This is a genomic window from Streptomyces sp. NPDC052107 (genome assembly GCF_040680215.1).
In the GTDB taxonomy this organism is placed as follows: Bacteria; Actinomycetota; Actinomycetes; order Streptomycetales; family Streptomycetaceae; genus Streptomyces.
The window spans coordinates 12,093-32,933 of the sequence record NZ_JBFAWG010000002.1; the positions used below are offsets into that span (position 1 = coordinate 12,093).

A 20,841-nucleotide genomic window follows, 5' to 3' on the forward strand; every position below is an offset into this window, starting at 1 on the left:
AACGGCCGTTCCCCCTGGCATGCTTGAGGGCACACGGTCCGCGCGGGAGGCGCGCGGGGTATGTCCTTCCACCCCCCCTGAGCCCGCTACCTTCTGTACGTTTCCTCGTGACCGCCCACGCCGAACCAGGAGCCCCGGCCCCGTGAGCCCCCTGAGCAGCAACGCACCGCACGGCCAGTCGCCGCTGCGCACCGTGCAGGTGCTGGGCGGAGGCAACGCCGGCAGCAGCGCGCATGTGCGCTCGCTGGCCGAGGGGCTCGTGGCGAGGGGCGTACGGGTCACGGTGTGCGCCCCCGTCGAGGCCGACCGCGCCTACGACTTCACCGGCGCCGGAGCCGATCACGTGCACGTGCCGCGCAGCAGCGACCCCGTCTCCGTGGCCGCGCTGCGGACCGCCTGCGCCAACGCCGACCTGGTGCACGCGCACGGGCTGCACGCCTCCTTCCGGGCCGTTCTCGCGCTCAGCGGCCGGTCCACTCCGCTGGTGGTCACCTGGCACAACCGGGCCCAGACGGAGGGTCCGCGGGCGCATCTGCTGCGGCTGCTGGAGCGGCGGGTGGTGCGGACGGCGGCCGTGGTCCTCGGCACCAGCTCCGACCTGGTGGACCGGGCCCGGGACACGGGGGCGCGGGACGCCCGGCTCGCCGCCGTCGGCCTGCCGGGGCAGCGGCGGCCGGTCGTCCTCGACGACCCCGACCGGCTGCGCCCCAAGGTACGGGCCGAACTCGGTGCCATCGGCCGCCCGTTGCTCATCGCGGTCGGCTCCCTCGACCGGCATCGCGGCTACGACCTCCTGCTCGACGCGGCCCGCGCCTGGCGGGACCTGGACCCCGTGCCGCTGGTCGTCATCGCCGGGGAGGGGCCGCTGCGGGCGGCGCTGCAGCGGCGGATCGAGGACGAGGAACTGCCGGTGCGGCTCATCGGGACCCGCGAGGACGTGCCCGAGCTGCTCGCCGCCGCCGATCTGGCGCTGCTGACGAGCAGTTGGGAGTCGCGGTCCGTCCTCGCCCAGGAGGCTCTCCACGCGCGCGTGCCGCTCGTCGCGACCCGGGTCGGCGGCATCCCCGACCTCGTCGGTGACGCGGCCGAACTCGTCCCGTACGGCGACCCGGAGGCGCTCGCGTCCGCCGTCGTACGGCTCCTCGCGGACCCGGAGCGCCGGGAGGAGCTGCGGGAGCGCGGGGTGCGGCAGGCCGCGAGCTGGCCGACCGAGGACGAGACGGTCGCCCAAGTGCTCAGCGTCTACGACGAGTTGACCCAGCCGCAGCCGCTGGCTTAGGGCACGTGTCTGCGGGCCCGCAGGGCCAGGCTCAACGCCAGGACCGTCTGCGGGTCGTCGAGGTCGGTGCCCAGCAACTCCCCGATGCGGGCGAGCCGGTTGTACAGGGTCTGCCGGTTGAGGTGCAGTTCGCGGGCCGTCTCCGCCTTGCGGCCGGCGTGCGCCAGATAGGTCTGCAGGGTCGGCAGCAGCGGCGGCTTGGACCGGTTGTCGTGGTCGCGCAGCGGGCCGATCGCCCGGTCCACGAACGCGGCGAGGTCCGGGTGGTCGCGCAGCCGCCAGAGCAGCAGGTCGATGTCGAGGCGGCGGGCGTCGTACCAGGGCCGGTCCGTCAGGCCCTGCGCGGCCGTCGCCGTCTCCGCCGCGTGCCGCAGCCCCGCGGAGGCCGCCGCCCAGCCGCCCGCCACGCCGACCACCACGACCGGCGGCGGCGAGCCCGGCCGGCGCATCCCGGCCCGCTCCACGCCCGCCCGCAGCGCGGCCGCCACCCGATCCGCGACGGCCGACCGCTCGGACTCCGAGCGCAGCCCGAGCAGCACCAGCACCCGGCCCTCCACCGGCCGCACGCCCAGCAGCACCGGCACGCCCACCGCGGCCAGCTCCTCGGAGACCGCCCGCGCCAGCACCGCCCAGCCACCGCCGGGGGAGAGGCTGTCCCCGATCCGCATCACCACGGGCAGCAGCGGGCTGTCGCCGGGCTTGAAGCCGAGGACCCGGGCCTGCGCCGGGGCGTCTTCCGCGGTGATCCGGCCCTCGGCGAGATCGGTGAGGAAGTCACCGCGCCCGCGCGCCGCCAGCTCCTCCTCCTGCCGGGCCTGCATCAGCACCACCGCCAGGATCCCCGCGGCCCGCTCGGCGGCGATCCGGTGCACCGGGGCGAGCGGTGCGCGAACCGGCAGCAGGACCAGGCGGGCGCGCACCGAGCCCGCCGTACCGGGGCCGCCGCCGGGCACGTCCACCAGCACCGAACCGGCGGGCGGCGGCACGTCCTTGTGCGGGCCGCGCAGCCCCTCCCACACCTGGAGCGGGTCCGCGCCCTCCGGCCCCTCCCCGGCGGCGTACAGCAGGCGGCCGTCGGCCGTCTCCAGGAACACCGGGTTGCCGCTGAAGTCCGCCAGGATGCCCAGCACCTGCGGCACCCCGCCGCCGCCCAGCAGGGCCTCGGTGCAGCGCCGGTGCACCTCCTCCGCGCGCTGGAGCAGGGCGTAGTGGCCGTTGACGATCTCGGTGTGGATCTCCTCGGTCACCGTCACGAACGGCACCTCGCGGTGCAGCTGGACCAGCGGCAGCCCGGCGGCGCGGGCGGTGTCCACCAGGGCCGCGGGCAGCCGGCTGAAGCGCGGGCCGAGCTCCACCACCAGGGCGGCGATCCCGCGCTCGGCGAGGGTGCGCACGAACGCCCGCTGCTCGGCCGGACGCGTGCCGAGTCCGTAGCCGGTGGTGAGCAGCAGCTCGCCGCCCTTGAGCAGCGAGGCGATGTTGGGCACCTCGCCCGCGTGCACCCAGCGCACCGTGCGACCCAGCCGGTCGGCACCCGCCAGGATCTCCGGCAGCCCGCTGCGCAGCCCCGGCAGTTCCAGCGCCCGCTGAACGGTGATCCCGGCGCCCTGGGTGTCGAATCGGTTGTCCGTACGGCTGTCCATGCAGCGGACGCTACCTGCGTAAACGCCCTCGGGACAGCTCCCGGTCAGATGGGCCTGATGTTGTGGTTGAAGCGGAAGACGTTGTCGGGGTCATAGCGACGCTTCACCTTCTCCAGCCGCAGCAGATTCCCGGCACCCAGGCCCGCCCGGACGCGCTCGGGGCCCTCGTCGCCGACGAGGTCGAGGCAGACGGCACCGGTGCTCCAGGGCCGTACGTCGGCGCACGCGTCCCGTACCCAGGCCATCGCCCGCTCGTCGTCGGCGGGGTCCGTCCAGCAGGCGAAGGCGTGCACCATCCAGGACGCGTCCCGGTACGGCACCGGGTACGCACCGGCTCCGGCGGCGATCGCGCCGCCCAGCGGGAAGATCACGTGCCGGCTGCCGTTCGACGCGGGCATGCCGTCCGCGCGGGCGCAGAAGAGGTCCACCAGCTCCTCGGGCAGGTCCGTCAGGCACTCGGCCGACCAGTGGTTCCGGAGGCCGGACAGGGGCTCCAGCAGGCACTGCGCGTCCGCGTACGGCAGCGCGCCGAGGGCCTCCGTCTCGTGCGGCAGTGCCAGCAGCGGCTCGGCCAGCTTGCGCAGCCCCGCCTCCCCACCGGCGTACGTCAGCAGCGCGCCGCACAGCACCCTGTCCAGGGCCGGATACATCGCGGCGCCGCTCACCTCGTCGGGACCGGTACGGACGATCTCGCGGAAGGTGCGGACCACGTCCGGGCCGAACTCCGGCAGGAACAGCAGCAGCGCGACCGAGAACTCCGGCAGTTCGTGCAGCTCCAGGGTGAGCGCGGTGGCGATGCCGAAGTTGCCGCCCCCGCCGTGCAGCGCCCAGAACAGCTCGGGGTTCTCGTCGGCGTTGGCGTGCACTCGCTCGGCGTCGGCGGTCACCAGCTCCACGCCGATGAGGTTGTCCACGGCCAGGCCGAAGGCACGGTCCAGCAGGCCGGTGCCGCCGCCGAGGACGAATCCGCCGACACCGGTGGCCGGAGCCCGGGCGCCGGGGGTCGCGAGGCCGTACGGCTGGCCGGCCCGGTCCAGATGGCTCGTCGTGGCCCCGCCCTCGACCCGGACCGCCTCGGCCGCCGGGTCGACGGTCACCTCGTGCATCCGGCGCAGATCCACGACGAGCGCGCCGTCGACCCGGGCCCCCACCAGCCCGCGCCCGCCGCCACGGACGGCGATGTGCAGATCCAGGTCACGTGCGAAGCGCACGGCTCGGACGACGTCGGCCGCGTTCGCGCACTGGGCGATCACGGCCGGGCGCCGGTCGTTCATCGCGTTGAAGACGGCCCGGGCCTCGTCGTAGCCCGGGTCCCCCGGGGCGAACGCCTCGCCGGCCAGATCCTCGCGGAGCGCGGCGAGGGCGGCGTGGGCCCTGGAACGGGAAGCCATGGCAGCCCCCTTTCCGGCAGGGTGCCGCCTTCCAGCCTAGGCGGGCCGCTCAGCCCCCGTACGCCCCCGAAGCCGTCAGCCGCAGAGCCGTGTCGATCAAAGGCACGTGGCTGAACGCCTGCGGGAAGTTGCCCACCTGCCGCTGCAGCCGCGGGTCCCACTCCTCGGCGAGCAGGCCGAGATCGTTGCGCAGTGCGAGGAGCCTCTCGAACAGCTTGCGGGCCTCGTCGACGCGGCCGATCATCGCCAGGTCGTCCGCCATCCAGAACGAGCAGGCCAGGAAGGCGCCCTCGTCGCCGGGGAGGCCGTCGACGCCCGCGTGGACGCCCTCCGTCGGGTAACGCAGGATGAACCCGTCCGGGGTGGACAGCTCGCGCTGGATCGCCTCGATCGTGCCGATCACCCGCTTGTCGTCCGGCGGCAGGAAGCCCATCTGCGGGATCAGCAGCAGCGAGGCGTCCAGCTCCTGGGAGCCGTAGGACTGGGTGAAGGTGTTGCGTTCCTTGTCGTAGCCCTTTTCGCAGACGTCCCGGTGGATGTCGTCGCGCAGTTCCTTCCAGCGCTCCAGCGGGCCGTCCGCGTCCCCGGACTCGATCAGCTTGATGGTGCGGTCCACCGCGACCCAGGCCATCACCTTCGAGTGCACGAAGTGCCGGCGCGGGCCGCGCACCTCCCAGATGCCCTCGTCCGGCTCCTGCCAGTGGTCCTCCAGATAGCGGATCAGCTTGAGCTGGAGCAGGGCGGCGTAGTCGTTGCGGGCCAGGCCCGTCATGTGCGCCAGGTGCAGGGCCTCGGTGACCTCGCCGTACACGTCCAGCTGGAGCTGGTGCGCGGCGCCGTTGCCCACCCGGACCGGGGCCGAGTGCTCGTAGCCCGGCAGCCAGTCCAGCTCGGCCTCGCCCAGCTCGCGCTCACCGGCGATGCCGTACATGATCTGCAGGTTGTCCGGGTCGCCTGCGACCGCGCGCAGCAGCCACTCGCGCCAGGCGCGGGCCTCCTCGCGGTAGCCGGTGCGCAGGAGGGAGGACAGGGTGATCGCGGCGTCGCGCAGCCAGGTGTAGCGGTAGTCCCAGTTGCGGACCCCGCCGATGTCCTCGGGGAGCGAGGTCGTCGGGGCCGCGACGATGCCGCCCGTGGGGGCGTACGTCAGGGCCTTCAGGGTGATCAGGGAGCGGATCACCGCCTCGCGGTACGGTCCGTGGTACGTGCAGTGCTCGACCCACTCGCGCCAGAACTCCTCCGTCGCCTCCAGCGAGGCCTCCGGCTCCGGCAGCGACGGCGGCTCCTTGTGCGAGGCCTGCCACGAGATGGTGAAGGCGATCCGGTCACCCGGAGCGACCGTGAAGTCCGCGTACGTCGTCAGCGACTTTCCGTAGGTCTCGGCCTCCGTGTCGAACCACACCGAGTCCGGTCCGGCGACCGCCACCGTACGGCCCTCGTGCTTGTGCACCCAGGGGATGACCCGGCCGTAGGAGAACCGCATCCGCAGCGCGGAGCGCATCGGCACCCGGCCGGTGACGCCCTCCACGATCCGGATCAACTGGGGCGCGCCCTCACGCGGGGGCATGAAATCGGTCACGCGGACCGTGCCGCGCGGGGTGTCCCACTCCGACTCCAGGATCAGCGAGTCGCCCCGGTAGCTGCGCCGGGCGGCCGCGGGCGGCCGGCAGTCGGCGGCGTAGGCCGGGCCGAGCCGCCAGAAGCCGTGCTCCTCGGTGCCCAGCAGGCCGGCGAAGATGGCATGCGAGTCGAAGCGGGGCAGGCACAGCCAGTCCACCGTGCCATCCCGGCAGACCAGGGCTGCGGTCTGCATGTCTCCGATGAGTGCGTAGTCTTCGATGCGCCCGGCCACGTGCAACTCCAGTCGAACGGCCACGTCACCCCCGCGCAGGGGGCTGTCGCTAGTGCGGTCAAGGGGTCGTTGTTATGCGTCGTTGAGCGGTGAAGCAAAGCAGCCCGCCGAGCCCTGAGGCAATACGACAGTCTTTGCTCAACGAACTGCCGCGCTCACGTTGTTCCGGGTGGTACAGGCGGGGGTGTGCCGTCGTTCCGGCCGGGCTCGGCAGCGAGTGTCCGAGCAGGATACGACGCACGTAGATGATCTGCGTGCCGCTCCGGGCAACCTGTGTGGGCCGAACGGGTGAGCAGCGGGTGATGACCATGTGACGTTTGCGTGCCTGTGCACAGTGTGCCGGATCGTCCTGTGCGCGGGCGAGCGCGGAGCGTGGCCGGAAGCCATCTGCGCCGGGCGCTGATACCCTGGTAGCCCGTGGACCGGTGGGCCTGAAACCCCCGAACCGCAGCGACGGCACCTCCGGAGGCATCCGGGACGGCAGCCGCACCGCATCACAGACAGCGACCACGGGAGCCCCCTCTTGGCCATGCCGCCCAAATCCACGACGACCAAGCACATCTTCGTCACCGGGGGCGTCGCCTCCTCGCTCGGCAAGGGCCTGACCGCCTCCAGCCTGGGCATGCTGCTCAAGGCCCGCGGCCTGCGCGTCGTGATGCAGAAGCTCGACCCGTACCTGAACGTCGACCCGGGCACGATGAACCCCTTCCAGCACGGTGAGGTGTTCGTCACCAACGACGGCGCCGAGACCGACCTGGACATCGGCCACTACGAGCGCTTCCTCGACCGGGACCTGGACGGCACCGCCAACGTCACCACCGGCCAGGTGTACTCCACGGTGATCGCCAAGGAGCGGCGCGGCGAGTACCTGGGCGACACGGTGCAGGTCATCCCGCACATCACCAACGAGATCAAGCACCGCATCCGGCGCATGGCCACCGACGAGGTGGACGTCGTCATCACCGAGGTCGGCGGCACCGTCGGCGACATCGAGTCGCTGCCGTTCCTGGAGACCGTCCGCCAGGTCCGCCACGAGGTCGGCCGGGACAACGTCTTCGTCGTGCACATCTCGCTGCTGCCCTACATCGGCCCCTCCGGCGAGCTGAAGACCAAGCCGACCCAGCACTCCGTCGCCGCGCTGCGCAACATCGGTATCCAGCCGGACGCGATCGTGCTGCGCTGCGACCGCGAGGTGCCGACCGCGATCAAGCGGAAGATCTCGCTGATGTGCGACGTCGACGAGGCCGCCGTGGTCGCCTGTCCCGACGCCCGCTCGATCTACGACATCCCGAAGGTCGTGCACTCCGAGGGCCTGGACGCCTACGTCGTGCGCAAGCTGGACCTGCCCTTCCGTGACGTCGACTGGACCACGTGGGACGACCTGCTGGACCGCGTCCACAACCCCGACCACGAGATCACGCTCGCGCTGGTCGGCAAGTACATCGACCTGCCCGACGCCTACCTGTCGGTGACCGAGGCGCTGCGCGCCGGCGGCTTCGCCAACCGGGCCCGGGTGAAGATCAAGTGGGTCACCTCGGACGACTGCAAGACCCCGGCCGGCGCCAAGGCCCAGCTGTCCGACGTCGACGGCATCTGCATCCCCGGCGGCTTCGGCGACCGCGGTGTGCAGGGCAAGGTCGGCGCCATCAAGTACGCCCGCGAGAACAAGATCCCGCTGCTCGGCCTGTGCCTGGGCCTGCAGTGCATCGTGATCGAGGCCGCGCGCACCCTGGCGGACATCCCGGACGCCAACTCCACCGAGTTCGACCCGGCCACCGGCCACCCGGTCATCTCCACCATGGCCGAGCAGCTGGACATCGTCGCCGGTGAGGGTGACATGGGCGGGACGATGCGTCTCGGCATGTACCCGGCGAAGCTCGCCGAGGGCTCGATCGTGCGCGAGGTGTACGACGGCAAGGAGTACGTCGAGGAGCGGCACCGCCACCGCTACGAGGTCAACAACGCCTACCGCGCGGAGCTGGAGAAGAAGGCCGGCATCCTCTTCTCGGGCACCTCGCCGGACGGCAAGCTCGTGGAGTACGTGGAGTACCCGCGTGACGTCCACCCCTACCTGGTCGCCACGCAGGCCCACCCGGAGCTGCGCTCGCGGCCGACGCGTCCGCACCCGCTGTTCGCGGGCCTGGTGAAGGCCGCGGTCGAGCGGAAGATCTCGAAGTAACACAAGGGTTGTACGGTGGCCGGGGCGCGCGCATTCAAAACGATCGCGCCCCGGCCGCTTGGCGCTTTGGGGAAGGACAGGGCATGACGATCAAGGACACCCCCGAGGAGTGGGAGATCCGGGCGACGGAGACCCCCTTCGTGGGCAACAAGACCTCCGTCCGCACGGACGACGTGGTCATGCCCGACGGATCGGTGGCCCGCCGCGACTACCAGGTCCACCCCGGCTCGGTCGCCGTCCTCGCCCTCGACGAGGAGGACCGGGTGCTGCTGATCAACCAGTACCGCCACCCGGTGCGGCACAAGCTGTGGGAGATCCCGGCCGGTCTGCTCGACGTGCCCGGCGAGAACCCGCTGCACGCCGCCCAGCGCGAGCTGTACGAGGAGGCGCACGTCAAGGCCGAGGACTGGCGGGTGCTGACCGACGTCTACACCACGCCCGGCGGCTGCGACGAGGCCGTACGGATCTTCCTCGCCCGCGACCTGTCAGAGGCGGAGGGCGAGCGGTTCGAGGCGGAGCACGAGGAGACCGACATGGAGCACGCGCGCGTGCCGGTCGAGGAGCTCGTACGCCGGATCCTGGCCGGTGATGTGCACAACAACTGCCTGGTCGTCGGCGTCCTCTCCCTGGTGGCCGCGCGCGGCGGCGACGGCATCGACGCGCTCCGCCCGGCCGACGCGCCCTGGCCGGCCCGGCCCTTCCAGTCCTGAGCCGCAACCGGAGCCCAGCCCGGGGCCGCACCCGGCGCCCGGAAGCGCGCCCGATCGGTGTACTGGTGTGACGATCGCCTGATCCGATCAGGGGACCTGTCCGTCACGCTCCTCACGGCACCTCGCAGAGCGTGAACTAGGCTCTTGCACGCCCGTAGCGGAAGATCCGGCGGGCTTGCGCGTGCGGTGGGACGGGAGTGTGGCCCGTGACGGATCAGGCGGTGGACACAGACGGCGTGCGACTGTCGGCGCACGAGGCTGCACAAGACCATTTCCTGGGCCGCACAAGGGAGTTGAAGGAGCTGCGCGCCGACATCGAGCGCGCGGGGCTGGACACCCTCTCCGGCCGCAAAGCGCCACGCGCGCGCGTGCTGCTGATCGCGGGCCGCCCCGGCTCCGGCCGGACCGCCCTGGCCGAGGAACTCGTCCGGCAGATCGAGGGCCGTTACCCCGACGGAGTGCTGCGGACCCGGCTCAGCGAGCCCGACGGCACCCCCGTCCCCGTCGGGCGTGCCGCCCGCGACCTGCTCGCCGCGCTGGAGCTGCCGGCCCCGGCCGGCGCCGCCGAGGACGACCTCACCGAGGCGCTGCGCACCGCCCTCGCCGACCGGCGTGCCGTGTTGCTCCTGGACGACGCGGCCGGCGCCGAGCAGGTCGACGCGCTGCTCCCGGAGGCACCGGAATGCCTGGTGGTGGCCGTCTCCGCGGGCCCCCTCACCGGCATTGCGGACGTCCGCCCCTGCACCCTGGGCGGCCTGGACACCAAGTCCGCGTTGGAACTCCTCACCCGCTACACCGGCACCGTCCGCATCACCGTCGACCCGCGCTCCGCCGAGAGCCTGGTCGAGGCCTGCCAGGGCCATCCGACCGCGCTCGTGCTGGCCGGCGGCTGGCTCGCCGCCCGCCCCAAGGCCGCCGTCTCCGACCTCGCCAAACGGCTGCACACGGCCGCCGACGACGGCCCGGACGGCACCCCGCCGGCCCGGGTCTTCCGGCATGTCCTAGCCGACCTGCCCGGCCCGGCCGCCCGGATGCTGCGCCTGCTCTCCCTCGCCCCGGCCGGCCTGATCGACCCGCACACCGCCTCGGCCATCGCCGGCTGCTCGGTGAGCGCCGCCCGCGCCGGCCTGGACGACCTCGTCGCCCTCGGCCTGCTGCGCGCGGTGGACTCCCCACTGCCCCAGTACGACGTCCCCGGCTGTCTGCACCCGCTGCTGCGCGCCTGCGCCGAGAGCCAGGAGCGGCCCGCGGAGCTGCAGCTGGCCCGGGCCCGGATGCTGGAGCGGACCGTGCGGCTGCTGCAGTCGTGCCGGGCGATCACCGAGACGGACAGCCCGCAGGCCCGGGAGAAGCTGGGCGCGATGCCCGCCGAGGTGCGCTTCCCCAACCCCAGGGCGGCCGCCGACTGGCTGCGCGTCCGGCGCCCCGCGCTGCTGGCGTGCGCACGTCTGGCGGTGGCCGACGGCGAGCTGGACACCCTCGCCCGGCGGCTGATGTCCCAGCTGGTCAGGGCCATGGTGGCGCACGAAGGCACGCAGGCCGCCGCTCCCGACCTGTACGAGGTGCACAGCCTGGTCCTCGATGTCGCCAAGCGGCGGGGGCTGGCCCGGGAGGAGGCCGCGGCCCTGCTGAACCTGGGCGACGTGGACGCGCAGACCGGCCGTACCCAGGCCGCCCTGGCACGATATCGGCTGGCTCTGGCCGCCGGACGCAGAGCGAATGACCCGTATGCGACCGGCCGCGCAATGGAATCCGTAGGTGGTGCCTACCAGGAGCTCGGGGACTACGAGCGGGCCGCGGACTGGTTCGGCCGGGCCCTCGCCGAGCGGCTGGCGCGCGGCGAGCGCGAACAGGCCGCCCGGCTGTACGGCCGGATCGCCACCGCCCACACCTACGCGGGCCGCTACGGCGAGGCCCTGCGGAACTGGCGGGCCGCCGTCGCCGGCTACCGCAGGGGCGGCGATGTCGCCGCCCACGCACGGGCGTTGAGCGAGCTGGCCAGGGTGCAGGAGTACGCGGGACGGTTCGAGGAGTCCCTGCGCACCTGCCACGAGGCGGTGGAGTGGGCGCGGCGCGCCGACGACCTCCGGTTGCAGGCCGCGCTGCAGCTCCGGCTCGCCGACACGCTGGACCACCTCGGCGACCCGGCCGCCGCCCGTCTGCACCGCGCGGCGGCCGGGCGCATGCTGGAGGAAGAGGGCCCGGAGGACGAGGCAAGCCCCAAACAGGACGCCGATGCCTGCGAAATCCGCAGTGCATCCAGCGAAGATTGATGCAATGAAAGGCTAGACAGTCAGAACACCTTCATTAAACTGGCTCTGCCGCACGTTCTCCTGCGGTGTCTCCCGGTATGCCCTTGCATGTCTGGGTACGTCTTAAAGCACCCCCATACCCTCTGAGCCAAGGACCGTGATCGACGTGAAGGTCGGCATCCCCCGCGAGGTCAAGAACAACGAGTTCCGGGTGGCCATCACCCCCGCCGGTGTGCACGAGCTGGTGCGCAACGGGCACCAGGTCGTCATCGAGCGGGGCGCCGGCCTCGGCTCCTCTATCACGGACGAGGAGTACGTCTCCGCCGGTGCCGCGATCCTCGGCACCGCCGACGAGGTGTGGGCCACCGCCGACCTGCTGCTGAAGGTCAAGGAGCCCATCGCGGAGGAGTACCACCGCCTCCGCAAGGACCAGATCCTCTTCACCTACCTGCACCTGGCCGCCTCCAAGGAGTGCACGGACGCGCTCATCGAGTCCGGCACCACGGCCATCGCCTACGAGACCGTCGAGCTGCCGAACCGCGCGCTGCCGCTGCTCGCCCCGATGTCCGAGGTCGCGGGCCGGCTGGCCCCGCAGGTCGGCGCCTACCACCTGATGCGCGCGGCCGGCGGCCGTGGCGTGCTGCCGGGCGGCGTCCCCGGTGTGACCCCGGCCAAGGCCGTCGTCATCGGCGGCGGTGTCTCCGGCTGGAACGCCACCCAGGTCGCCGTCGGCATGGGCTTCGACGTGACCCTGCTCGACCGCGACATCAACAAGCTGCGCGAGGCCGACAAGATCTTCGGCACGAAGGTCAAGGCGATCATGTCCAACTCCTTCGAGCTGGAGAAGGCCGTCCTCGACGCCGACCTCGTCATCGGCGCGGTCCTCATCCCGGGCGCCAAGGCCCCGAAGCTGGTCACCAACGAGCTGGTGGCCCGGATGAAGCCCGGAAGTGTCCTTGTCGACATCGCGATCGACCAGGGCGGCTGCTTCGAGGATTCCCACCCGACGACGCACGCCCAGCCGACCTTCCAGGTGCACAACTCGGTCTTCTACTGCGTCGCCAACATGCCCGGCGCGGTGCCCAACACCTCCACCAACGCCCTCACCAACGCGACGCTGCCCTACATCGTCTCCCTCGCCGACAACGGCTGGGTCGAGGCGCTGCGCCGCGACGCCGCGCTCGCCAAGGGTCTCAACACCCATGACGGCAAGGTCGTTTACAAGGAGGTCGCCGAGGCCCACGGCCTGGAGCACGTCGAGCTGGAGACCCTGCTCGGCTGACCCCCGTGACCTGCTGAGTCGCTAAGTCACCAGGTCATAAAAGGCGATTCGTCAACACGGCTCGTCAACCGTGCGCACCCGGCCGGACCTTGCCCGACAAGGTCCGGCCGGATGTGTGTATGGTCACTTGGCGACTCTTGGTCAACTCGCCTCGAACGCAACCCTTCGACCGATTCGTACACCGGTGAAACCTACTGTGCGACGGCCGTACGCCCTTGACAGCGAGATGTTTCATTGCCGACACATCCTGCCGGGTCCGGCGGATTGTGTTGCTGCGGACCGCCGACACGCCATAGAGTCGCCAACCGTCGGCATGGTGCCACGCTGACCTTGTCTAGAAGTTTCCTGGTCACCAAGGAGGTAAGACGACTTGTGAATGAGTCGACATTTTCTCCCGGGGGTGGTCAACCAGGAATGCCTGCACGGGGCCAGGGCCCCGCGGGATTCGAGGCTGTCGGCTCCGTAGCTGTGCGCACCTTCGCAGCCCACCAGAGTTCCGGTCCGCAGGCGGCCGGGACAGCACACCCGAGCATGGATGGCCATCACGTGAACGCCATGGCCGGCGACGGAAGTGGCGCGCCCCACAACCACTTCGCCGACTACGACGAACTGCCCGAGGGGCACTTCTACGACCCCGACGCCGAGTACGAGCCCGATCCGGAGTACGCGGCCACGCTCGCGCCCGACGCGGCCCGCCAGCGCCGCGAGCGCATCGGTCCGACCGGACGCCCGCTGCCGTACTTCCCGATCCCGGGCCCGCTGACCGACCACGGCCCCGCGAAGATCATCGCGATGTGCAACCAGAAGGGCGGCGTCGGAAAGACAACGTCGACCATCAACCTGGGTGCCGCGCTCGCGGAGTACGGCCGGCGCGTGCTGCTCGTGGACTTCGACCCGCAGGGCGCGCTGTCGGTGGGACTCGGCGTCAACCCGATGGAGCTCGACCTGACGGTCTACAACCTGCTCATGGAGCGGGGCATGTCCGCGGACGAGGTCCTGCTGAAGACAGCGGTCCCCAACATGGACCTGCTGCCCTCCAACATCGACCTGTCGGCCGCCGAGGTCCAGCTGGTCTCCGAGGTCGCCCGTGAGTCGACGCTGCAGCGCGCCCTGAAGCCGCTGATGCCCGACTACGACTACATCGTGATCGACTGTCAGCCCTCGCTCGGCCTGCTCACCGTCAACGCCCTGACGGCCGCTCACAAGGTGATCGTGCCGCTGGAGTGCGAGTTCTTCGCCCTGCGCGGTGTGGCCCTGCTGACCGAGACGATCGAGAAGGTCCAGGAGCGGCTCAACCCCGAGCTCGAACTGGACGGCATCCTCGCCACGATGTACGACTCGCGCACGGTCCACAGCCGTGAGGTGCTGGCGCGTGTGGTCGAGGCGTTCGACGACCACGTCTACCACACGGTCATCGGCCGCACGGTCCGCTTCCCGGAGACCACGGTCGCCGGTGAGCCGATCACCACGTACGCCTCCAACTCCGTCGGTGCCGCCGCCTATCGCCAGCTCGCCAGGGAGGTGCTCGCCCGGTGTCACGCCGAGTGAGTCTGCCCGGGGCCGACGAACTCTTCCGTACGACAGGGGGGACGGCGCTTCAGCCGTCGACTCCTCGGCGGGCGGCGGGCGGTGAGGCCCGGGTGCCGGCTCCCGCCGGGGAGAGCGACGACGCGGCCGCCGCCGAGGACGCACCGCAGTCGGTGCCGGTCCAGGGCGGTGACGGCGAGGGCGCGGAGCATGCCGCGGCGGAGGCCGAGCAGGACGGGGCCGGCGAGTCCCGCACCCGCCCGGCGCGTCGGCAGGCGGCGCAGGACGATTCGGGCGCACCCTCCGCCGCGGCGTCGCGGAAGCGGGGGCGGGCGGCGGCGAGGCGGCCCAGTGGGCGCGAGCGGCACGACGAGAAGATCACGGTGTATGTGTCGGCCGAGGAGCTGATGGACCTCGAGCACGCCCGTCTGGTGCTCCGCGGTGAGCACGGGCTCGCGGTCGACCGCGGGCGGATCGTCCGCGAGGCGGTGGCCGTGGTCCTGGCCGACCTGGAGTCCCGCGGGGACGCGAGCATCCTCGTACGCCGGCTGCGGGGGCGGTAGGGGTAACCTGCGGGGGCCATGACCTCGAACGACGTTCCCGTCCCCGGCGCCGGCGCCGGCCGTCGGCGTGCGCTGGGGCGGGGTCCAGGGGTCCCGCGCGTGGGTCCGCCGGCGGTGCCGCAGAGCGAGCCGGCGCCCGAAGTGGAGGTTCCGGCGCAGGCCGGTGGGCACGACGGCCTGCCGGAAGAGGCCCCCGTAGCCACCCCACCCGAGAGACCGGCGTCCGCCCCACCCGAAGAACCGGCGTCCGCGCCGCCCGAAGAACCGTCAGCCACCGTGCCGGAAGCGCTGGTGGCCGCTGAGCCAGCAGCGCCCGCAGTTGCCGGTTCCGGGGGGTCCGTGCCCGCCGTGCCGGAAGCGCGGGTGGCCGCCGAGCCGGAAGCCCTCGACGTCGCCGAACCCGAAGCTCCCGTGTTCGACGACGCCGCGGCGTCCGCGGTCGCTCGACCCGGGGAGACCGTGGAGTCCCAAGGCTCCGCCGACGGTGTCTTCAAGGTGCGGCTCGCCAACTTCGAGGGCCCCTTCGACCTGCTCCTCCAGTTGATCTCCAAGCACAAGCTGGACGTCACCGAGGTCGCGCTCTCCAAGGTCACCGACGAGTTCATGGCGCACATCCGGGCCATGGGGCCCGACTGGGACCTGGATCAGACGACCGAGTTCCTGGTCGTCGCCGCCACGCTGCTCGACCTGAAGGCGGCCCGGCTGCTGCCCGCCGCGGAGGTCGAGGACGAGGCCGACCTGGCGCTGCTGGAGGCGCGGGACCTGCTGTTCGCGAGGCTGCTGCAGTACCGCGCGTACAAACAGATCGCGGACATCTTCAACCGTCGGCTCGACGACGAAGCGCGGCGCTGGCCCCGTACCGTCGGCCTGGAACCGCACCACGCCGAGCTGCTGCCCGAGGTCGTCATCAGCATCGGCCCCGAGGGGTTCGCCAGGCTCGCGGTCAAGGCGATGCAGCCCAAGCCCAAGCCGCAGGTCTACGTCGACCACATCCACGCCCCGCTGGTCAGTGTGCAGGAGCAGGCCGGAATCGTGGTCGCGCGGTTGAAGGAGCTGGGTGAGGCCAGCTTCCGGGCGCTGGTCGAGGACACCGACGACACCCTCACCGTCGTGGCCCGGTTCCTCGCCCTGCTGGAGCTGTACCGCGAGAAGGCCGTCGCCCTGGAGCAGGAGACCGCGCTCGGGGAGCTGCTCGTGCGCTGGACCGGCGGGGACACCGACACGGCACCGATGGTCACCGACGAGTTCGACCGGCCGCCCGAGCCGCCCAAGGAGGAGAAGAAGGCATGAGCGAGACCACAGCGCTCCCCCAGGGACTGCGCGGCGTCGCCGACCTCGACCTCAAGCCCGCCCTGGAGGCGATGCTCATGGTCGTGGACGAGCCCGCGACCGAGGAGCACCTGGCCAAGCTGCTGGAGCGGCCGAGACGGCAGGTCGTGGACGCGCTGCGGGAGCTGGCCGACGAGTACACCGTGCAGGGCCGCGGCTTCGAGCTGCGGTTCGTCGCGGGCGGCTGGCGCTTCTACACCCGGGCCGAGTACGCGCCCGCGGTCGAGCGACTGGTCCTGGACGGCCAGACCGCCCGGCTCACCCAGGCCGCGCTGGAGACCCTCGCGGTCGTCGCCTACCGCCAGCCGGTCAGCCGCAGCCGCGTCTCCGCCGTACGCGGGGTCAACTGCGACGGTGTGATGCGCACCCTCCTGCAACGGGGTCTGGTCGAGGAGGCGGGCACGGAACCCGAAACAGGTGCGATCCTGTACAGGACGACGAACTACTTCCTGGAGCGGATGGGCCTGCGCGGCCTGGACGAGCTTCCGGAACTCGCGCCCTTCCTCCCGGAGGCGGAGGCGATCGAGGCCGAGACCCAGGAAGGGGTGCCGTCGTTCGACCCGGACGCGCCCGACGCGCCCGGTGCTCAGGACGCAGACGACTAAGACGGAAACCTTGATGCGAAGCAGCGGCAGCGGCAGGAACAGCGGCGGGCGCGGTAATTACCGCGGCGCCGGCAACAACCGGGACGAGCGGCAGGGGCAGGGCCGTCCCAGCAAGCCCCGCCCCGAGGAGCGCCGCTACGACGTCGGCCCCGGGGCCACGAAGGACGGCCCCAAGTCCGGGCGCGGCGGCACGGCCCGCGGTGGCGCCAAGGGCGGCCCCAAGCAGCCCCAGCAGGGCGGCGGGCGCGGCCGTACGGCCCCCGCGCGCTCGCGTGAGTACGAGGCGCGCGTCGAGGAGCGCAACCGGGAGCGCTACGCCGGCAAGAAGGACATCAAGCTGCCCAAGACCTTCCCGGGTGCCGAGCAGGAGGGCGAGCGGCTGCAGAAGGTCCTCGCGCGCGCCGGCTACGGTTCGCGGCGGGCCTGCGAGGAGCTGATCGAGCAGGCGCGGGTGGAGGTCAACGGCGAGATCGTCCTGGAGCAGGGCCGCCGGGTCGACCCGGAGAAGGACGAGGTCAAGGTCGACGGCCTGACGGTCGCGACGCAGTCGTACCAGTTCTTCTCGCTGAACAAGCCCGCCGGTGTCGTCTCCACGATGGAGGACCCGGAGGGGCGGCAGTGCCTCGGGGACTACGTCACCAACCGCGAGACGCGGCTGTTCCACGTCGGCCGGCTGGACACCGAGACCGAGGGCGTCATCCTGCTCACCAACCACGGTGAGCTGGCGCACCGCCTGACCCACCCCAAGTACGGCGTGAAGAAGACCTACCTCGCTGCGATCGTCGGCCCGATCCCGCGCGACCTGGGTAAGCGCCTGAAGGACGGCATCCAGCTGGAGGACGGCTACGCGCGCGCGGACCACTTCCGGGTCGTGGAGCAGACCGGCAACAACTACCTGGTCGAGGTGACCCTGCACGAGGGCCGCAAGCACATCGTGCGGCGCATGCTGGCGGAGGCCGGCTTCCCGGTCGACAAGCTGGTCCGCACCGCCTTCGGCCCGATCACCCTCGGCGACCAGAAGTCGGGCTGGCTGCGGCGGCTGTCCAACACCGAGGTCGGGATGCTGATGAAGGAAGTCGACCTCTAGATCGACCTCCAAGTCGACCTCCCGAACGCCTTGCCGTGATCACCATCCCCCTTTATTGTCAGGGTGACGATAAAGGGGGATGGTGATCCTATGTCCAAGCACGCGGCCACCGGCGCACTGCTCGGCCTCGCCCTCGGGGACGCCCTCGGCTTCCCGACCGAGTTCAACGACGTACCGTCGATCCTCGCCAAGTGCGGGCCCTGGCGGGAGATGGAGCTGCCGCGGCGCGCCTTCGTCTCCGACGACACCCAGATGACCCTCGCCGTCGGGCGCGCGCTCAGGACGGCCACGGACCGCGGGTTCCTCGCCCCGAAGCGGCTGGAGCGGCCGCTGCGCGAGGAGTTCGTGGACTGGTACCACTCGCCGGAGAACAACCGCGCCCCGGGCCGCACCTGCCTGACCGCGTGCGGCCTGCTGAAGGAGGTGGGCCGCGCCTGGCAGGACGCCAGCCAGGTCGGCTCCAAGGGCTGCGGCGCCAACATGCGGGTCGCCCCCGTCGGGCTCGCCCCCGGTCTGAGCCCCGAACAGCGCTCCGGTGCCGCCCAGTTGCAGTCCGCGCTCACCCACGGCCACCCCACCGCGCTCGCCGCCTCCGACCTGACCGCCCACGCCGTCCACCTGCTCGCGCAGGGCACCGACCCCACGGGACTGGTCGGACAACTCCGCTCCTACGCCCTGGAGCACCGCACGCACTACGACCACACGTGGCTCGGCGACCTGTGGACCCGCTCCCAGGACCCGACCCCCGAGCACTTCATCGCGCGTGGCTGGGACGAGTGCCTGGCCGTCCTCGACCGGCTCCAGGAGGCCGTGCGGACCGTCTCCCCGGAGACCGACCCGTGCCTGGCCACCGGCGCGGGCTGGATCGCCGAGGAGGCCCTCGCCACCGGGCTGCTGTGCTTCCTGCTCTTCCCCGACGAGCCCGTCACCGCCCTGCGCCGGGCGGCCTGCTCCTTCGGCGACTCCGACTCCATCGCCTGCCTCACCGGGGCCTTCGCGGGCGCCTGGCTGGGCGAGGAGGCCTGGCCGGCCGACTGGAGCGAGCGGATCGAGTACCGGGGCGATCTGTTGGCGCTGGGCACGCTCTGGGACGCTTAGGTCCATGATCGACGACCTCGACATCGACCTGAAGCCCGTGGTCGCGCAGCAGCCCGACCCCCTGCTGTTCGCGACCGTCTCCGGAGCCCATCTGTACGGCTTCCCCTCGCGGGACTCGGACGTGGACCTGCGGGGCGTCCATCTGCTCCCGGCGGCCGACCTCGTCGGGCTGCGCGAGCCGGAGGAGACCCGGTCCCGGGCGTGGGTGCGCTACGGCGTCGAACTGGACCTCGTCACCCACGATCTGCGCAAGTTCGTACGGCTGATGCTGCGCCGCAACGGCTATGTGCTGGAGCAGCTGCTCTCGCCGCTGGTCGTGCACACGGGGGACACGCACCGTGAGCTGGCCGCCCTCGCCCCCGGCGTCCTCACCAGCCACCACGCCCACCACTACCGGGGATTCGCGGTGACCCAGTGGCGGATGTTCGAGAAGACCGGCGAACTCAAGCCGCTGCTCTACACGTTCCGGGTGCTGCTCACCGGCATCCACCTCATGCGCAGCGGCGAGGTCCAGGCTCACCTGCCCACGCTGCTGGAGCACCTCGACGCCCCCGGCTATCTGCCCGAGCTGATAGCCGCCAAGGCGGAGCGCGAGCACGGCAGCGCCGCTGTCCCGCACGCGCGCGTGGAGGCCGACGTGGAGCGGCTGCACGCCGAGCTCGACGAGGCCCAGTCAGCCTCGTGTCTGCCCGACGCGCCCAGTGCGTACGACGCCCTGCACGACTTCGTGGTCCGGGTCCGCTTGGCGGGGTGAGACGGGACGGGTGTGGCCTGCGGGGCCGCTGTGACGCTGGAGTGCGACTGCGGTTACCGCGGGGCAGGTGCCGTGCCGGCGTACGCGCTGTGTGCCGAGGCCCGGCGGGTGCGGAACAGGAAGTCGGCCACGCGCGCGTGGTCCGGCTCCGGCGACAGCGGGCTGTGGTGCAGGGCCTGTTCCGTCTCCGTTCCCAGCCGGGCCATCCACCTCTCGACCTCGGCCCAGGAGACCTCGCCCCGCTTCACCGCGAGCAGCGGCTCCCGCTGGTCGCCGACGTCGATCCGCATCTCGCCCGTGCGCAGCAGCTCACGGGCGCTCGTCAGCAGGCGCAGCAGATGCATGGCGTGCTTCCAGCGCGGGGCGCCCTGCGTGCGGACGTCGGCGTCCAGCTTCTTGCGCTGGCCGAGGGCATAGCGGGTGAAGGTGTCGTAGGCCCGGCGGGAGAGGAAGGCCTCGCGCAGGGACAGCAGCTCCCGGCCGGTGTCGTCCACCTGCTCCACCAGCGGCGAGTGCAGGCACTCCAGGATGTTCGGGTTGCCGCGCAGCGCCAGCTCGCAGAACCGCTCCAGCTCCCAGGAGAACTGCTCCTCGCCCGGCCCCTCCACATGCGTCGGCGGCTTCTCGAACCGCCAGAACAGGGGGGTGGGGGCGAGGAACACACCCCGCCGGTCGGTGTCGCTCGTGTCCGTCGCCAGACCGAAGGCCCGGGAACCCATGACACAGGCATAGATGGTGTGGTCGCGCACCAGGGCCTCGGGCTCCATGCCGGGAGCGTACGCCGACCCCTCACGTCAGTTTGATCGAATTTCCCTCCACCTTGATCGACTTCGCCGGGAGCGGCCTTTTCGCCGGGCCGTGGGCCACCGAGCCGTCGGCGACGTGGAACTTGCTGCCGTGACACGGGCAGTCGATCGTGCCGTTCGCGACCCTGCTCACCGTGCAGCCCAAGTGCGTGCAGATCGCCGAGAAGGCCTTGAAGTCGCCCTTCGTCGGCTGAGTGACGACGACCTTCTTGTCCTTGTAGATCTTGCCCCCGCCCTCCGGGATGTCACTGGTCTTGCCCAGCTCCTCGCCGCCACTCGTGCTGCTCCCGCCACCGCATGCCGCGACGGGTGCGACGACCGCCGCCGCGCCCGTCGCCAGAACCGTGCGCCGCGTCGCGCCCTCAGCCATGCCGACCTCCGTACAACACGTCGAAATCGGTAAATACAGGATTCACCGCATCGTCTCAGCGGTCGGGCACCGTGCGCTTCGTCCGCGCGTGCTGACTACGCTGGACGGACCAAG

17 protein-coding genes are annotated in these 20,841 nt (G+C 71.8%); 12 read left to right on the forward strand and 5 right to left on the reverse strand.

Annotated features, from left to right (window positions below; all coding sequences use genetic code 11):
• Positions 1 to 142 precede the first annotated feature (142 nt).
• Positions 143 to 1,279, forward strand: a complete 1,137-nt coding sequence (locus AB0M27_RS01945; RefSeq protein WP_365716896.1) for a glycosyltransferase family 4 protein — start codon at positions 143 to 145, stop codon at positions 1,277 to 1,279.
• On the opposite strand, the gene AB0M27_RS01950 is transcribed toward AB0M27_RS01945, so the two are convergent.
• From AB0M27_RS01950 to AB0M27_RS01960, 3 genes are read right to left on the reverse strand one after another with little or no spacing between them, the layout of a single operon-like run.
• On the reverse strand, positions 1,276 to 2,922 hold the full coding sequence (locus AB0M27_RS01950; protein ID WP_365716898.1) for a PucR family transcriptional regulator ligand-binding domain-containing protein: 1,647 nt from the start codon (positions 2,920 to 2,922) through the stop codon (positions 1,276 to 1,278). The genes AB0M27_RS01945 and AB0M27_RS01950 overlap by 4 nt on opposite strands.
• 44 nt (positions 2,923 to 2,966) lie before the next feature.
• Positions 2,967 to 4,313 carry an FAD-binding oxidoreductase gene (locus tag AB0M27_RS01955; protein WP_365716900.1) on the reverse strand — a complete coding sequence of 449 codons (1,347 nt, stop codon included), beginning with the start codon at positions 4,311 to 4,313 and terminating at the stop codon, positions 2,967 to 2,969.
• Positions 4,314 to 4,362: 49 nt separating this feature from the next.
• The gene (locus AB0M27_RS01960; RefSeq protein ID WP_365717512.1) at positions 4,363 to 6,165 is read right to left on the reverse strand and encodes a glycoside hydrolase family 15 protein; all 1,803 of its coding nucleotides are present in this window, start codon (positions 6,163 to 6,165) and stop codon (positions 4,363 to 4,365) included.
• Between the two features lie 529 nt (positions 6,166 to 6,694).
• Between AB0M27_RS01960 and AB0M27_RS01965 the strand changes: the two genes are divergently transcribed.
• From AB0M27_RS01965 to AB0M27_RS02015, 11 genes are all read left to right on the forward strand, one after another.
• Positions 6,695 to 8,344 (forward strand): CTP synthase, encoded by a 1,650-nt coding sequence (locus AB0M27_RS01965; RefSeq protein ID WP_365716902.1) that lies wholly within the window; start codon positions 6,695 to 6,697, stop codon positions 8,342 to 8,344.
• Between the two features lie 83 nt (positions 8,345 to 8,427).
• On the forward strand, positions 8,428 to 9,054 hold the full coding sequence (locus tag AB0M27_RS01970) for an NUDIX hydrolase (RefSeq protein WP_365716904.1): 627 nt from the start codon (positions 8,428 to 8,430) through the stop codon (positions 9,052 to 9,054).
• Positions 9,055 to 9,260: 206 nt separating this feature from the next.
• On the forward strand, positions 9,261 to 11,327 hold the full coding sequence (locus tag AB0M27_RS01975) for a tetratricopeptide repeat protein (protein ID WP_365716906.1): 2,067 nt from the start codon (positions 9,261 to 9,263) through the stop codon (positions 11,325 to 11,327).
• 136 nt (positions 11,328 to 11,463) lie between these two features.
• Positions 11,464 to 12,588, forward strand: a complete 1,125-nt coding sequence (ald, locus tag AB0M27_RS01980) for an alanine dehydrogenase (protein WP_365716908.1) — start codon at positions 11,464 to 11,466, stop codon at positions 12,586 to 12,588.
• Between the two features lie 414 nt (positions 12,589 to 13,002).
• A complete protein-coding gene (locus tag AB0M27_RS01985; RefSeq protein ID WP_351803876.1) occupies positions 13,003 to 14,136 on the forward strand; it encodes a ParA family protein in 1,134 nt (377 codons plus the stop codon).
• On the forward strand, positions 14,121 to 14,678 hold the full coding sequence (locus tag AB0M27_RS01990; RefSeq protein WP_365716912.1) for a hypothetical protein: 558 nt from the start codon (positions 14,121 to 14,123) through the stop codon (positions 14,676 to 14,678). Before AB0M27_RS01985 ends, AB0M27_RS01990 begins: the two co-directional genes overlap by 16 nt.
• 18 nt (positions 14,679 to 14,696) lie before the next feature.
• Positions 14,697 to 15,968, forward strand: a complete 1,272-nt coding sequence (locus tag AB0M27_RS01995; RefSeq protein WP_365716914.1) for a segregation/condensation protein A — start codon at positions 14,697 to 14,699, stop codon at positions 15,966 to 15,968.
• Positions 15,965 to 16,612, forward strand: coding sequence for an SMC-Scp complex subunit ScpB (scpB, locus tag AB0M27_RS02000; protein ID WP_365716916.1), 648 nt, complete (start codon positions 15,965 to 15,967; stop codon positions 16,610 to 16,612). Before AB0M27_RS01995 ends, scpB begins: the two co-directional genes overlap by 4 nt.
• 13 nt (positions 16,613 to 16,625) lie before the next feature.
• Entirely contained in the window at positions 16,626 to 17,699 is a 1,074-nt protein-coding gene (locus AB0M27_RS02005; RefSeq protein ID WP_365716918.1) for a pseudouridine synthase, read from the forward strand.
• Between the two features lie 90 nt (positions 17,700 to 17,789).
• Positions 17,790 to 18,797: an ADP-ribosylglycohydrolase family protein gene (locus tag AB0M27_RS02010; protein WP_365716920.1), complete on the forward strand. Its 1,008-nt coding sequence runs from the start codon at positions 17,790 to 17,792 to the stop codon at positions 18,795 to 18,797.
• Positions 18,798 to 18,801: 4 nt separating this feature from the next.
• Positions 18,802 to 19,551 carry a nucleotidyltransferase domain-containing protein gene (locus AB0M27_RS02015; protein ID WP_365716922.1) on the forward strand — a complete coding sequence of 250 codons (750 nt, stop codon included), beginning with the start codon at positions 18,802 to 18,804 and terminating at the stop codon, positions 19,549 to 19,551.
• A 53-nt stretch (positions 19,552 to 19,604) separates the two neighbouring features.
• On the opposite strand, the gene AB0M27_RS02020 is transcribed toward AB0M27_RS02015, so the two are convergent.
• Together AB0M27_RS02020 and AB0M27_RS02025 are read right to left on the reverse strand one after the other, a co-directional pair.
• Positions 19,605 to 20,318 carry a nucleotidyltransferase domain-containing protein gene (locus AB0M27_RS02020; RefSeq protein ID WP_365716924.1) on the reverse strand — a complete coding sequence of 238 codons (714 nt, stop codon included), beginning with the start codon at positions 20,316 to 20,318 and terminating at the stop codon, positions 19,605 to 19,607.
• Positions 20,319 to 20,340: 22 nt separating this feature from the next.
• Complete coding sequence (locus tag AB0M27_RS02025) at positions 20,341 to 20,727, reverse strand: Rieske (2Fe-2S) protein (protein WP_365716925.1); 387 nt, start codon at positions 20,725 to 20,727, stop codon at positions 20,341 to 20,343.
• Positions 20,728 to 20,841 lie beyond the last annotated feature (114 nt).